Origin of the sequence: Lacicoccus qingdaonensis, assembly GCF_900101075.1 — a bacterium.
Lineage (GTDB): Bacteria > Bacillota > Bacilli > Staphylococcales > Salinicoccaceae > Lacicoccus > Lacicoccus qingdaonensis.
On sequence record NZ_FNFY01000017.1, the window covers coordinates 40772 to 54303 of the forward strand.

The 13532-nt window shown below is 45.2% G+C and carries 14 protein-coding genes and 6 tRNA genes; 14 read left to right on the plus strand and 6 right to left on the minus strand.

Translation table 11 applies throughout. The annotated features are described in order from the left end of the window. The first annotated feature begins 78 nt into the window (after window positions 1-78). The 13 genes from folP to BLR15_RS09625 all read left to right on the plus strand — a co-directional run bounded on the left by folP (window position 79) and on the right by BLR15_RS09625 (window position 6932). The gene (folP, locus tag BLR15_RS09565; protein ID WP_092986956.1) at window positions 79-867 is read left to right on the plus strand and encodes a dihydropteroate synthase; all 789 of its coding nucleotides are present in this window, start codon (window positions 79-81) and stop codon (window positions 865-867) included. Continuing rightward, window positions 860-1225: a dihydroneopterin aldolase gene (gene folB, locus BLR15_RS09570; protein WP_092986958.1), complete on the plus strand. Its 366-nt coding sequence runs from the start codon at window positions 860-862 to the stop codon at window positions 1223-1225. The genes folP and folB overlap by 8 nt, the downstream gene beginning before the upstream one ends. Next, window positions 1225-1692, plus strand: coding sequence for a 2-amino-4-hydroxy-6-hydroxymethyldihydropteridine diphosphokinase (gene folK, locus BLR15_RS09575; RefSeq protein WP_092986960.1), 468 nt, complete (start codon window positions 1225-1227; stop codon window positions 1690-1692). The genes folB and folK overlap by 1 nt, the downstream gene beginning before the upstream one ends. Window positions 1693-1891: 199 nt before the next feature. After that, the gene (gene lysS / locus BLR15_RS09580; protein ID WP_092986962.1) at window positions 1892-3382 is read left to right on the plus strand and encodes a lysine--tRNA ligase; all 1491 of its coding nucleotides are present in this window, start codon (window positions 1892-1894) and stop codon (window positions 3380-3382) included. Window positions 3383-3527: 145 nt separating this feature from the next. Continuing rightward, on the plus strand, window positions 3528-4361 hold the full coding sequence (gene proB / locus BLR15_RS09585) for a glutamate 5-kinase (protein WP_092986964.1): 834 nt from the start codon (window positions 3528-3530) through the stop codon (window positions 4359-4361). Window positions 4362-4363: 2 nt separating this feature from the next. Beyond that, window positions 4364-5635, plus strand: coding sequence for a glutamate-5-semialdehyde dehydrogenase (locus tag BLR15_RS09590; RefSeq protein ID WP_092986966.1), 1272 nt, complete (start codon window positions 4364-4366; stop codon window positions 5633-5635). Between the two features lie 115 nt (window positions 5636-5750). Next, entirely contained in the window at window positions 5751-6122 is a 372-nt protein-coding gene (locus tag BLR15_RS09595) for a cupin domain-containing protein (protein ID WP_092986969.1), read from the plus strand. Window positions 6123-6352: 230 nt separating this feature from the next. Next, window positions 6353-6425, plus strand: a tRNA-Val gene (locus BLR15_RS09600). 19 nt (window positions 6426-6444) lie between these two features. Further along, window positions 6445-6519: transfer RNA gene (locus tag BLR15_RS09605), tRNA-Gly, on the plus strand. 55 nt (window positions 6520-6574) lie between these two features. Next, a tRNA-Pro gene (locus BLR15_RS09610) sits at window positions 6575-6648 on the plus strand. A 9-nt stretch (window positions 6649-6657) separates the two neighbouring features. Next, window positions 6658-6740, plus strand: a tRNA-Leu gene (locus tag BLR15_RS09615). 18 nt (window positions 6741-6758) lie between these two features. Continuing rightward, window positions 6759-6831, plus strand: a tRNA-Ala gene (locus BLR15_RS09620). A 27-nt stretch (window positions 6832-6858) separates the two neighbouring features. Beyond that, window positions 6859-6932 (plus strand) — tRNA-Ile (locus BLR15_RS09625). Between the two features lie 48 nt (window positions 6933-6980). On the opposite strand, the gene pdxR is transcribed toward BLR15_RS09625, so the two are convergent. Then, window positions 6981-8315: a MocR-like pyridoxine biosynthesis transcription factor PdxR gene (pdxR, locus tag BLR15_RS09630; RefSeq protein WP_092986971.1), complete on the minus strand. Its 1335-nt coding sequence runs from the start codon at window positions 8313-8315 to the stop codon at window positions 6981-6983. A gap of 101 nt (window positions 8316-8416) precedes the next feature. Here pdxR and pdxS point away from each other — a divergent pair, with 101 nt between their 5' ends. Beyond that, complete coding sequence (gene pdxS, locus BLR15_RS09635; protein WP_092986973.1) at window positions 8417-9277, plus strand: pyridoxal 5'-phosphate synthase lyase subunit PdxS; 861 nt, start codon at window positions 8417-8419, stop codon at window positions 9275-9277. A 45-nt stretch (window positions 9278-9322) separates the two neighbouring features. Here pdxS and BLR15_RS09640 read toward each other — a convergent pair whose 3' ends face one another. The 5 genes from BLR15_RS09640 to BLR15_RS09660 form a co-directional block, all read right to left on the minus strand. Beyond that, window positions 9323-10333: an ABC transporter substrate-binding protein gene (locus BLR15_RS09640; protein WP_092986975.1), complete on the minus strand. Its 1011-nt coding sequence runs from the start codon at window positions 10331-10333 to the stop codon at window positions 9323-9325. Window positions 10334-10354: 21 nt separating this feature from the next. Then, the gene (locus BLR15_RS09645; RefSeq protein WP_092986977.1) at window positions 10355-11134 is read right to left on the minus strand and encodes an ABC transporter permease; all 780 of its coding nucleotides are present in this window, start codon (window positions 11132-11134) and stop codon (window positions 10355-10357) included. Continuing rightward, complete coding sequence (locus tag BLR15_RS09650) at window positions 11067-11909, minus strand: ABC transporter ATP-binding protein (RefSeq protein WP_092986979.1); 843 nt, start codon at window positions 11907-11909, stop codon at window positions 11067-11069. The genes BLR15_RS09645 and BLR15_RS09650 overlap by 68 nt, the downstream gene beginning before the upstream one ends. A gap of 110 nt (window positions 11910-12019) precedes the next feature. After that, window positions 12020-12562 (minus strand): hypothetical protein, encoded by a 543-nt coding sequence (locus tag BLR15_RS09655; protein WP_092986981.1) that lies wholly within the window; start codon window positions 12560-12562, stop codon window positions 12020-12022. Continuing rightward, entirely contained in the window at window positions 12556-13182 is a 627-nt protein-coding gene (locus tag BLR15_RS09660) for a lysophospholipid acyltransferase family protein (RefSeq protein ID WP_092986983.1), read from the minus strand. Before BLR15_RS09660 ends, BLR15_RS09655 begins: the two co-directional genes overlap by 7 nt. Window positions 13183-13532 lie beyond the last annotated feature (350 nt).

Below are 13532 nucleotides of genomic sequence, written 5' to 3' on the forward strand. Positions count from 1 at the left end.
TTTGAAGTGTGGAATCGTCTGTCTCAAACATGTTATAATGTGTCTATTCAAATTCTACAAGAGTAAGAGGTATATGTTATGAATAAATTAAAAATCATGGGTATACTCAACATCACTCCTGATTCTTTCAGTGATGGCGGTAAATACCGTGATACAGAAAGTGCTGTTGCCCGTGCACGCGAAATGGTTGATGAAGGCGTGGATATTATTGATGTGGGCGGTTATTCGACGCGGCCGGGATATACAGAGATTACGGAACAGGAAGAGATTGAACGGGTGAAACCCGTGATAGAGGCGATTAAAGATTTTGGCGTCGAAATATCAATAGACACATTCCGTTCGAATGTGGCGAGAACCGCGCTGGAAGCGGGAGCGACGATGATCAACGACCAGTGGCGGGGGACTTACGATGAGAAAATACTTGATGTTGCAGCCGAATTTGATGCACCGATATTTCTGATGCACAACAACGATCATTCAACTTATGATGATGTGGTGGAAGATATGATCAGGGAATTGAAGGAATCTGTCAATCTTGCACTTGAGCACGGCGTGAAAAAGGAAAATATATGGCTTGATCCCGGCATCGGCTTTGTCAAGACACGCGAGGAAGAGCTTGAAGTCATGAGGCGTCTGGATGAACTGGTCGCAGTCGGCTACCCGGTTCTTTTGGCGACCAGCCGAAAACGTATGATCAAGGAACTTATAGAAGGTGAATCCAAAGCGTCAGGCCGTGATACGGCAACCGCTGCCACAACGATTTACGGTATGGAAAAAGGTGTCAAAGCGGTACGGGTCCACAACATTGAGATCAATCGGGAGCTCAGCGATGCCTATGTCAAATTACAGGAAGATCTAGATGGATAATATCAAAATAAGCGGCATCAAAACTTATGCTTATCACGGCGCACTGGATGCGGAGCGTATACTGGGACAGTTTTTCATCACAGATGTCACTATGTACCTGGATTTGAAAGATGCATCTGTGAATGACGATCTTGAAGCGACCGTCCATTACGGTGAAGCCTACGAGCTGATTGAAGAAATCATAAAAGGAGACCCTGTCAGCCTGATAGAACACCTGGCTGAAAAAGTGTCACAGTCACTATTTGACCAGTATGGTAAAATACAAGAAGTAGAAGTTACGATTACAAAACCGAGTCCGCCGATAGACGGACACTATGACAACGTGAGTATTACTCTGAATAGAAAGCGGGAGAGCTAATGGCAAATGTTTATCTAGGCCTGGGCAGTAACTTGGGAGATCGCAAAGAGAATCTGGAAAAATCGATAGAAGCACTCGACAATTTTGCAGAAATTGAAGTGACGAACCGCTCTTCGATACTGGAGACTGAACCATACGGCAAGACAGATCAGCCGGAATTCATGAATATGTGCGTGGAAATCAATACGCGCATGTCTCCACTCAGTCTTCTTGAGACGGTGCTGGGAATAGAACATTCTCTTGGAAGAGTGAGAGAGGAAGTATGGGGACCGAGAATTATAGACATAGACATTCTTCTTTATGAAGATCTGGATCTGGAGCTGGATGACCTCTCCATCCCTCATAAAGAGATGCATCTGCGCAGCTTTGTACTGGAACCTCTTTCAGAAATTGCACCGGATGTAAAACATCCGACTCTGGACAAGCTCGTAATAGAACTGAAAGAAGATCTTGAAAAAGGCGAGTAACATCTTTAAAAGCGGTTCTTGAGAGGCGGGAACATGCTACATGGTATTTAAAAGGAGTCAAAGGCAACGGTACAGTCCGTAAACTGATCAATCAGGCACGCGATAAAAGAAGTCGCTGAGATTGTTGATGACTTTGCTGTAGAATTGGAAGAGAGACAGAAAAAACTGACAGTTTATTATATTGAAGGAGTGTTTTTAGTTGACTGAAGAAATGAATGACCAGGTGAGTGTCAGAAGAGAGAAAATGCAGCAGTTGATCGATTTTGGCATCGATCCTTTTGGTGCGAAGTTTGAACGTACAGCGTATTCAGACGACCTTGTAAAAGAGTGGGATGAATTTTCAAAAGAAGAACTTGAAGAGAAAGAAAATGAATCAGAAACAGTCATTGCAGGCCGTCTGATGACAAAGCGCGGAAAAGGTAAGGCAGGCTTTGCACATATACAGGATATCAACGGACAGATACAGATCTATGTGAGAAAAGACCAGATAGGCGAAGAGGATTTTGATAATTTATGGAAACATGCCGATCTTGGCGATATCGTCGGAGTAACAGGTGTAATGTTCAAGACGAATACCGGCGAACTTTCCGTTAAAGCAAGTGAATTCAAAGTACTGACGAAAGCACTCCGTCCTCTGCCGGATAAATATCATGGACTGAAGGATATAGAGGAGCGTTACCGTAAACGTTACCTGGATCTGATCACCAGCGAAGAATCAAAAGGAACATTCATCAAACGCAGCCGGATCATTCAGGAAATGCGTAATTATTTAAATGACAGAGGCTTCCTTGAAGTTGAAACACCGATGATGCACATGATAGCAGGCGGCGCACAGGCTAAACCGTTTGTCACCCATCATAATGCACTGGATGTCGAACTTTTCATGCGTATCGCTATTGAACTGCATCTGAAAAGACTCATTGTCGGCGGCCTTGAAAAAGTTTATGAAATCGGCCGTGTATTCAGAAACGAAGGTATATCAACACGTCACAACCCTGAATTCACCATGATTGAACTGTATGAAGCCTATGCGGATTACAATGATATTATGGATTTGACTGAAGATCTGATTGCATATATTGCAGAAAAAGTGACAGGCAGTTCCACAGTCAAGTACGGTGAACAGGAAGTAGAACTGGGCACAGGCTGGAAACGTGTGCACATGGTGGACCTTGTAAAAGAGGAAACAGGTGTGGACTTCTACGAAGTGAAAACAGATGAAGAAGCACATTCACTTGCCAAGGAACACGGCGTCGATGTCCAACCGACCATGCAGTACGGCCATATCCTGAATGAGTTCTTTGAACAAAAAGTGGAAGAGACTCTGATGCAGCCGACATTTGTATACGGTCATCCTATAGAAATTTCGCCGCTTGCAAAGCAAAATCCTGATGACCCGCGTTTTACAGATCGTTTTGAATTATTTATCGTCGGCCGGGAACACGCAAATGCATTTACAGAGTTGAATGACCCGATCGATCAAAGAAGACGTTTTGAATCCCAGGTCGCTGAAAAAGAAGCAGGCAACGATGAAGCCCATGAGATGGATGAGGACTTCCTCGAGGCGTTGGAATACGGCATGCCTCCGACAGGCGGTCTTGGAATCGGTGTGGACAGGCTCGTGATGCTGCTCACTGATTCGGCGAGCATCCGTGATGTGCTGTTATTCCCTTACATGAAACAAAAATAATGAAATCTAACGAATGAAGCAAAACCCGATAATCATCGGGTTTTGCATTTTTTATGCATGAAAACGTATTCATTTCGATTATGGGTTCATTTATATACGTTTTAATGTATAATTACAATCATTATGAATTTCAGGAGTGATACATATGAAACTGGGGTTATCAAAAAACTCTAAGCGCATAGTCATCAAAATCGGCACAAATTCCATAATGAAGTCAATCGACAAAATCAACTATCATAAAATCGACCGACTTGCCTACGTCTGTTCGACGCTCAGGCAGCAGGACCATGACGTCATCCTCGTGGCTTCCGGGGCTGTCGGTGCCGGGGCGTGTACACTCAATATGGATGCATATCCGGAGAGTATTGCGGAGAAGCAGGCACTGGCCTCTGTCGGACAGGGGGTGCTGATGAATCTGTACAGCCGTTTCTTCCAGCATTATGACCAGCATGTCGGGCAGATACTGATGACGAGAGATATTGTCAGTTATCCGAATGCATATGCGAACTGTCAGACGACCATCAATTCACTGCTGAAAAATAAAATCATTCCGATCATCAATGAGAATGATGCCGTTTCAGTGGATGAATCCGGCCGCAGATCAAAATTTGGGGAAAACGATACTTTGTCGGCAGTTGTCACTGAAGTGACAGAGGCAGATATGTTAATTATTTTAAGTGATATAGAAGGTTTATACGATGCGAATCCACACACTGATGCAGATGCAAAACTCATTTCTTATGTGAACGAAGTCAGCGATGAAATACTTGCCATGGCCGGCGGTGCCGGTTCGGTATTTTCAACAGGGGGCATGGAGACGAAATTGAATGCAGCCAAACGCGTCATGGAAAATGATCAGGCGATGGTGATCGCCTCTGCCGAAAATCCGAATATCATATTCGATATAGTGGATGGCAAAGAAGTCGGAACTCTGTTTCAAAAAGAACAGCCGGAATTATTAACACAGGGAGATGATTGATTATGAACGAAAATACTATGATTGAAAATGAAGTGCTCCAGCAGCTTGGTAAAAAAGCGAAACAGTCAGCGAGAAATTTGAGAAGTCTCTCAGCCGAAGATAAAAATGAAGCGCTGCTCTCAATGGCGAAAGCTTTGAAGGATAATCATGAAAAGATTTTGGAGGCCAACGCACAGGATATCAAAAACGGACAGGAGAACGGCTTGTCTGAGGCATTGGTGGAACGACTGACATTGAATGAAAATCGACTCGAAGGCATTGCGGGCGGACTGATCAAGATGGCCGGCCTTGAAGATCCGACAGCCAGGAGTGACGGCCAGTGGGTGAATGAAGCCGGTCTTTCAATCAGTAAAAAAAGAGTGCCGCTCGGAGTCATAGGTATTATTTATGAATCACGTCCGAACGTTACTGCTGATGCTTCAGGATTATGTCTGAAAGCCGGGAATGCTGTCATATTGCGTGGCGGAAAAGAAGCGATGAACAGTAATAAGGCAATAGTCGAAGTGCTGCAGGGCGGTCTGGCAAAAACAAATGTGCCGAAGGACAGCATCCAGCTCATCACAGATCCGTCCAGAGAACTGGCGGCGGAGTTCATGCAGTTCAATGAGAGTGTGGACTGTCTCATACCGAGAGGCGGAGCCGGGCTGATCCAGGCAGTATTGAAGCAGGCAACAGTACCGGTCATTGAAACCGGCACAGGCAACTGTCATATGTATGTTCATGAATCAGCGGACATCGACATGGCGAAATCAATACTCGTCAATGCGAAAACGCATAGAGTATCCGTCTGTAATGCATTGGAAACTTTATTGGTGGATAAAAGTATCGCAGCTGACGTGATGCCGGAACTTACTGAAGCACTGGACGAAGCCGGGGTGACTGTCCATGGAGATGAAACAGTATGCGGACTGGTGGAAAACGCAGTCCCTGCAGAGGAATCAGACTATACTGATGAATACCTGGGTTACGATATAGCGGTAAAAGTGGTGGATGGCTACGACAGTGCCATCGGGCATATAGAACAATATTCGACCGGACATTCCGATGTGATTGTTGCGACAGATTATCAGGCCATCCAGAATTTCCTTAACGATGTGGATTCGGCAGCAGTCTATGTGAATGCCTCAACGCGTTTCTCTGACGGTGAAATGTTCGGGTTCGGCGGCGAAATCGGCATCAGTACACAGAAACTGCATGCAAGAGGACCGATGGGACTGGAAGCTCTGACCAGCTATAAATATGTTGTGGAAGGATCCGGACAGATCAGGGAATAATCTTTGAGCTGTCAACAAAAAGATGACCGAGACCTTTTATTTTCGACCGCATCATTTCAATATATTTTGAAAAAGTGATATTTTAGAAGTATAAGATTCGAAAGGGGCTGAGTAAATGTCTGCAGAAAAGATTTTCCCAGAAGGCGAGCAAAATACGGATAATTTTACAGGAGAAGTCTATCATAAAGTGCTTTTTAAAGAGGATGAGCCTCTCAATACTCCGATAGCGAATGTGACTTTCAAGCCGGGCGGCAAAACGAAATGGCATTCCCACGAAGTCGGACAGGTACTGCTTGTCACTCATGGTGAAGGCTGGTATCAGGAAGAGGGGAAAGAACCTGAGACGATCAAAGCGGGTGATGTCATCAATATCGCCAAAGATGTCGTTCACTGGCACGGTGCGAAAAAGGACAGTGAAATGGTGCATCTGGCAATGACGGTAGGCGCGATAGACTGGATGGATCCTGTGGAAGACCAAGAGATATAGGATGGAAGGACTGGCAGGAGATAATGTTTTTTTATTATCGATTTCAGCGGGTTGAGCTGACGTTCGACACCAAAACTTGTCGTATGGATTATTACCTGTCAGCAAGTGGAATCACTTTTAACTGAAGGATTCTACTTGCTTTCCCTTTTTACACTTTTAAATGTTAAGGTTTTGTTGACATTGTAATGACATTTATATTATTATTAATAGGCACTCAACATTAGAGTCAGGGAGAATTAGCTCAGCTGGGAGAGCATCTGCCTTACAAGCAGAGGGTCGGCGGTTCGAACCCGTCATTCTCCATTTGAATAGTTTATTACAAGCGGAAGTAGTTCAGTGGTAGAACATCACCTTGCCAAGGTGGGGGTCGCGGGTTCGAATCCCGTCTTCCGCTCCATTTCTATTAAGCGGTCTTACCGTTTTATTTTTTTGAACATATTTAACTTGAATTACGGGAAGTAGCTCAGCTTGGTAGAGCACTTGGTTTGGGACCAAGGGGTCGCAGGTTCGAATCCTGTCTTCCCGATTTTAATCCGCGGGTGTGGCGGAATTGGCAGACGCGCTAGAATCAGGATCTAGTGTCTTTACGACGTGGGGGTTCAAGTCCCTTCACCCGCATTTTCATATTTCTACTATGGGGGCTTAGCTCAGCTGGGAGAGCGCCTGCCTTGCACGCAGGAGGTCAGCGGTTCGATCCCGCTAGTCTCCATTTTTTTATTTTTTAATTACATAACCGGGGCCTATAGCTCAGCTGGTTAGAGCGCACGCCTGATAAGCGTGAGGTCGGTGGTTCGAGTCCACTTAGGCCCACTAGTGAACACACGGAAACCATTCCATGTGTTTTTTATTTTACCTTTTTTATCCATATATTTCATTTAGGAATTCATTCAATGTACTAATGATCTCTTCTGTACTTTCCTCTCCGATACCGACAATGACTGAATCATTAAAATGATTATGAACTGAATAATTATTTTTACTGATCAGATTATATTTGTCGACCATCCTGATGATATCGCGGTTCGGACACCTAAGGACAAAATGCATGCCGGTATGTTCACCGTCCACACCCACTGCAGGAAATGATGTCTTCAGCCACTTCGTTATATTCCGCATCTTCTTGGAGTAGATTTTACGTACTCTGTTGATATGGCGGTTTAAATAACCTTCTGATATATATCTGGCCACAATGTGCTGCATCTGTCTTGAGACATTGCAGGACAATTTTTCCCTGTAGTATTTCTCAGAAAGTGATTTGGGCAGAACCATCACAGAAAGTCTGAGGGAAGGGTACAGTGACTTTGAAAATGTACTCATGTAGATGGTCCGGTCATTCTGATCAAGCCCCTGCAGAGAAGGAAGGGGTTTGCCGGTATACCTGAATTCACTGTCATAATCATCCTCTACGATATATACATCATTCTCCAGTGCATGGTTCAGCAGCTGGATGCGTTTTTTAAGCGACAGCACGACCCCGCTCGGGAACTGATGGGAGGGCGTCACGTGCACAACGGGATTTTTATTGCTGATGATATCATTCATGTTGATGCCGTCATGATCGACACGTGCAATGTCATGTGTGAGGTTTAAATGGGAAATCACTTTTTTGACTACCGGATAGCCCGGGTTCTCTATCGTCATCCCCGGATAATCGAGTAAAAATAAAACCTGCTGCAGCAGGAATTCTGTCGACGGCCCGATGAATATCTGGTCGATGGAACAGGACACGCCGCGGTTGAAATGAAGGTAGTCTGAAATTGCTTTACGCAGCTCATATTCTCCGCTGTTCTCCCCCGGATTGAGCAGATCATCCTGTTCGAATACCACTTTTGAAATCTGTTTTATGACGTCTCTTTGGACGATGGAGGTATCTATTGTGCCGAGTGCCAGTCTGAATGTTTTCTGCCGGGGTTTCGTTATGTGCGGAACTTCTTTTGGTGTCGTCTTGAGCAAATCGATCTCCGATACATAGAATCCGCTTTTTTCCACACTGTAAACAAGGTTTTCATCGAGCAGCTGGTCATATGCGCGTTCAACGGTTGTCATGCTGATGCTCAGGTCCATCTTCAAGTGCCTTTTGCTTGGCAGCTTTACGTTGCTTTTAATATCACCTTTTAAGATCTGGCTTCTGATTTCCTGATAAAGCTGTTCATACAAACTTATCTCACTTTTTGTATCGAGTTTTATATACATGATCTGACCCCTATATTATTTGGTAATCTGACACTTTTTGAGAGTCAGTTAATCATCTAAAATATAGCATAAGATAATAATTTAAGAAAGTGGGATGTAAGATGACTCAGGATAAACTGGCAATGCCTTATAAAGGCGTAATTATGGATGTAGTCAATGCTGAACAGGCAAAGATAGCAGAAGCTGCGGGTGCAGTCGCGGTAATGGCGCTGGAGCGTGTACCTTCGGACATTCGTGCAGCGGGCGGTGTCGCCCGTGCGGCAGATCCGCGTATTATAGAAGAAGTGGTCGGGGCGGTATCGATTCCGGTCATGGCCAAGTGCCGCATCGGGCATATTTCGGAAGCGCGTGTACTTGAAGCGATGGGTGTCGATTTCATTGACGAGTCGGAAGTTTTGACGCCTGCGGATGAAGAATACCATCTGCTTAAGTCTGACTACGATGTACCATTTGTGTGCGGCTGCCGTGACCTGGGTGAAGCGGCAAGACGTATCGGTGAAGGTTCAAGGATGCTCCGCACAAAAGGGGAGCCGGGTACAGGCAACATCGTTGAAGCGGTGAGGCATATCAGAAGAGTCAACCAGCAGGTGAAGCAGATTTCAGTTTTAAATGATGATGAGCTGATGACATTTGCTAAAGATCTGGGTGCTCCTTACGATGTGCTGAAAGAAATCAGGGCACTTGGTGAGCTTCCTGTAGTCAATTACGCAGCAGGCGGTGTCGCAACACCTCAGGATGCGGCGTTGATGATGGAGCTTGGTGCGGACGGTGTATTTGTAGGATCGGGCGTATTCAAATCAGAACAGCCTGAAAAATTTGCAAGGGCAATCGTTCAGGCGACCGAGAACCATCAGGATTACAAATTGATCGGTGAGCTTGCGAAAGAACTCGGCACTCCGATGTCGGGTGTTGACATACGCACACTGCCTGAAAATGAAAGAATGCAGGACCGCGGCTGGTAAGCCAAATAAAAATGCACTCAACGATTTTTGTTGAGTGCATTTTTATTATTCTTCTGTTTCGGAATCTTCTCCTGCAGTGACATTATCGATGAACTCTGTATTGATCAGGCCGTCGATGTCATCACTTGACATGTAATCCGCTTCATAGCTGATTGTTGCCATTTCCTGAAGCACTTCTTCGTCAACTTCATGAGTCGGGTAGAGACGCTCACTTGCTTCAAGCGTTTCTTCCACACTCAGGTCACTGCCTGTGATTTCTGTAATATGGTCAACGAATATATTGACTGCTTCCTCGCGATTCTCTTCGATGAACTCGATGGCTCTTTTATGTGCACGCAGGTAACCTTCAGTCAGTTCAGGGTTTGCTTCTGTAAAGGCATTTCTTGCAGTGACCACTGTCATCGTGGAATCTGCACCCCAGCCAAACTCATCTTCATCCAGAAGGATGTCTGCGTTCGTCTGATTTTCCAAAAATACTCCCCAAGGTTCCTGGGTGGCAGCCGCTGCCACATTGCCCTGCAGGAATAACGTTGAAGTATCAGCCGGCGCCTGCGGGTTCAGGCTGACAGTGCCGCCTGAATCATCCACATCCAGTCCTTCTTCGTGAAGCGCTTTTCTCAGCATGATGTCCTGAGTGGAACCGATTGTCGGCACAGCAACGCTTTTACCATCCAGATCTGCCACGGACTCAATGCCTGAATCTTCTGCTGTTGCCAGTACTGCACCGCCGTTAACTGCACCTGCAATGATGGAGTGCGCAGGGTTTCTCATATACGTCGTCGTTGCAGGAGATGGTCCGACAGTTCCGATATCGAATTCCTCAGTTGACATTGCTTCCATGAAAGCACTGCCGTTCGGGAATGTCATCGTATCTATTGATATGTCTTCACCGAATTCTTCTTCAAAATATCCATTCTGCAAAGCGACAACAGTCGAGATGTGTGTCAAGTTCGGGAAGTAGCCGATTCTGACTTCTTCAGCAGCTTCTTCCGAATTATTACATCCTGCAACTACAGCAAGAGAAAGTGCGATAAAACCCAAAATAAATTTTTTCATGTATATCCTCCTGTTTTTTATTTAAACGGTCTGACCGTAGCGTCGTGCGACTGCACGTTCCATACGTAAGAAGACCTGGTTGTCTATGATTGTGCCTATGATACCGATGACGATCATGATGGAGAGTACAAGGTCCATCGCCTGGATTGAACGTCCGAGATCGAGCAGGTAACCGAGACCTCCGGTCGAACCGAGCAGTTCACCGGCCATGATTGCCCGCCATGCGAATGCCCATGCCACACGGAGTCCGGAAATGATATGAGGGACGGAAGCGGGTATGATGACGGTTCTCAGAAGGTGTGACCCTGAGGAGCCGAGCGTCTTTGCCGCATCCATATAAATTGACGGTACATTTTTAAATCCTGTGCTCGAGTTTACCGTCATCGTCCACGTTGCCCCGATTGCGACTATGAACAGAATGGATGCGTTGCCGAGCCCGAACCATACAATGGCCAGCGGAAACCACACTATACTCGGAATGGACTGGAGTGCAGTCACAAAGAAACCGAGTGTGTCGTCGACCCACTTATAACGGGCAATCAAAAATCCGAATGTCAGGCCGAGTACGACGGCAATCGAGAAGCCGATCAACAGACGGATGAGCGTCGTCCCTGTAGCGGTCACAATCTGTCCTGATATAATACTGCCGATAAGTGTACCTATGACGGTGACGCCGCCGGGTTCATTCGGAATGATGATAGGAGGGAACATAAATGTAGGGAAGAATCCCAGCTTAGATATTACTTCCCATATCCCGATGATCACTGCTATGAAGATTATCCGCCTTAAGACTGTAGTCATCACCAAACTCCTCCTTCAATACTTTTTCCATTTCAATTTCAAGCTCTGCCATGACACGTCTTTCAAGATCTACGATGACACTGTCCGCCGGATCACGGGGACGTGCAGACTGTACGGTAAAAGATTCTTTTATTTTGCCCGGACGGGTACTCATAAGCAGTACACGGTCTGATAAAGTCAGTGCTTCTCGGATGTTATGCGTTATGAATAAAATCGTATTGCCCGTCTTTCTCCAGATGTTCTGGAGTTCTTTATGAAGCACCAGCCTTGTCTGTTCATCGAGTGCCGCAAAAGGCTCGTCCATGAGTAATACATCCGGATCCATCACAAGTGCCCGTGCGATTGCCACACGCTGTTTCATTCCGCCGGATAATTCGTGTGGATAGGCATCTGCGAAGTTTACAAGATGTACCATTCTGAGCCCGTCCATCGTCTTTTCTTCGATCTCTGTTTTGGTCAATTTTTTAAGATTCAAACCGTAGGAGACATTCTCCTTAACGGTCATCCATGGAAACAATCCGCCTTCCTGGAATACGACGATACGGTCTGTCCCCGGTTTGTTCACAGTTTTACCATTGACCAGGACTTCACCAGCAGTCGTTGTTTCGAGCCCGGCGATCAATTTCAATATTGTCGACTTGCCGCAGCCGGAAGGTCCGAGAAGAGAAACGAACTCACCTTCTTTAATATCGAAGTTTATATCATTCAATACTTGCAGTTTTTGTTTGTCATCTTTTTTAAATTCTTTATGTACGTCTTTCAACTGTACTTTCAAGTCCGTTCACCTCACATGATAAAGTCATACCAAACTAATAGGAATAATAACCGAAAAATCCTGGTAAGTCAATATACATTAACCAAGTTAACAAAATATATACTGTATATTTAGAAAGGATGAATGGAAAAATAAATTACATAGACAATGATCCATACGAGCAGCCATATCAAAGTTTTAACTTTTACCGGTAAATCTTTAAAAATTTTATGGGAAAGCATGTAAGCGAGCAGTGAGATGATGATGAACCTGATAAAGCGGGCGGGGATGGAAAATAATATGAAGATAAAAATATTTGTGTGAAGCGGTGCAAAGGCTGCAAACAGTTTATAGGGCACGCCGAATAAAGGCCCTGTCACAAGCGCCGTAAAAGTGCCGGCGGCCATTTCAGATTCCACGTGCTGTAGCATATATGTGTGAATGGCCGGAACGGCCAGCATAAAATCAATGACGGCGGAGTGGTCAATGCTGCTCATGATGAAAATTACGCCGCCGCCGAGAGCGGCGCCTGCGATACAGATGATATTTATTAAGAAGATTTTCTTTAAGCCGTTGATCCGGAGGGCATAATAGCTGAGCAGGACATCCGGAATTATGAAGAAAAATGTCGCTTCACTGAACCCCCACACGAAAGCTGCAATCATTATCACCATTCTTTAAACTGCCCCTCCTCTCCGAGACGATTCATTCTGTCATTCAAAGTATCCATGAAAGCTTTGCGGTTTTCATTGTATTTAAATGAGTCGCCGACTAATATGTCTACAAAGAAAGGTACGAAAATGAATGAGCCTTTTGGCAGTGCCTTGCCGAGGCCGTGTAGAAATACCGGGACGATTTCGATATCGGGAACTTCTCTCATCAAATAGTAGATGCCGCTTTTATACTTGCTGAGCTGTTCCGCCTCACCCCTCGAACCTTCCGGGAATAATATGATGATACTGTCGTCCTCAAGAGCTTTGAGAATCGGTGAAAACATGCCCCGGATATCCTTGGTCATCTTCCTCTGGATCGGAATGATGTTCATGACTTTCGTCGAGAAGACAGCCAGCAGTTTATTTTTCATGAAATAATCTCCGGCAGCAACCGGCCGGACTTTCTGGAAACTTTTCCCGCGGAATAAAGACATCAGCACGAGAGTGTCCAGGTGACTGTTATGATTTGCGATGATGACGACCGGTCCGGAATCAGGGAGCTTCTCGCGGTGTCTTATATTGATGCCGAGCACAAACAGTATGACCGGCCGGACTAAAATTGAAAACAATACATTTCTCATTTATCTCACCCTCGTATAGTAAGTTTTATAGTCTTTCTTTTTATCAGTCTTTCGACTTGGATATTCCGGGATAACCCTGGATAATAAAGCCATAGATTTGAAAGGATCTAATGGGCATGAGCTATCTCCCCTTGTAGTTGAACTACACTTTAAGACTGCTCCCCTGGCCATGCGAATGAATTTCAAACGCACAAGCTGTATCCATAAGCATCAAATGAATCCATGTAGTAGTGGGTTCTGCAGCCATTGATGTTTATGAATGAATACTCATACGCGAGGTTGAATCCTGTCGCATGTATCCAGGGGTATCCCGGAGTACCCAAGTCTATTAAATAATCAAAGAAAGGAGG

Bases quoted from the DNA above. Each gene is read 5' to 3' on its own strand.
- folP (WP_092986956.1), top strand. From the start codon at position 79: ATGAATAAATTAAAAATCATGGGTATACTCAACATCACTCCTGATTCT.
- folB (WP_092986958.1), top strand. From the start codon at position 860: ATGGATAATATCAAAATAAGCGGCATCAAAACTTATGCTTATCACGGC.
- folK (WP_092986960.1), top strand. From the start codon at position 1,225: ATGGCAAATGTTTATCTAGGCCTGGGCAGTAACTTGGGAGATCGCAAA.
- proB (WP_092986964.1), top strand. From the start codon at position 3,528: ATGAAACTGGGGTTATCAAAAAACTCTAAGCGCATAGTCATCAAAATC.
- BLR15_RS09590 (WP_092986966.1), top strand. From the start codon at position 4,364: ATGAACGAAAATACTATGATTGAAAATGAAGTGCTCCAGCAGCTTGGT.
- BLR15_RS09595 (WP_092986969.1), top strand. From the start codon at position 5,751: ATGTCTGCAGAAAAGATTTTCCCAGAAGGCGAGCAAAATACGGATAAT.
- pdxR (WP_092986971.1), bottom strand. From the start codon at position 8,315: ATGTATATAAAACTCGATACAAAAAGTGAGATAAGTTTGTATGAACAG.
- pdxS (WP_092986973.1), top strand. From the start codon at position 8,417: ATGACTCAGGATAAACTGGCAATGCCTTATAAAGGCGTAATTATGGAT.
- BLR15_RS09640 (WP_092986975.1), bottom strand. From the start codon at position 10,333: ATGAAAAAATTTATTTTGGGTTTTATCGCACTTTCTCTTGCTGTAGTT.
- BLR15_RS09645 (WP_092986977.1), bottom strand. From the start codon at position 11,134: ATGACTACAGTCTTAAGGCGGATAATCTTCATAGCAGTGATCATCGGG.
- BLR15_RS09655 (WP_092986981.1), bottom strand. From the start codon at position 12,562: ATGGTGATAATGATTGCAGCTTTCGTGTGGGGGTTCAGTGAAGCGACA.
- BLR15_RS09660 (WP_092986983.1), bottom strand. From the start codon at position 13,182: ATGAGAAATGTATTGTTTTCAATTTTAGTCCGGCCGGTCATACTGTTT.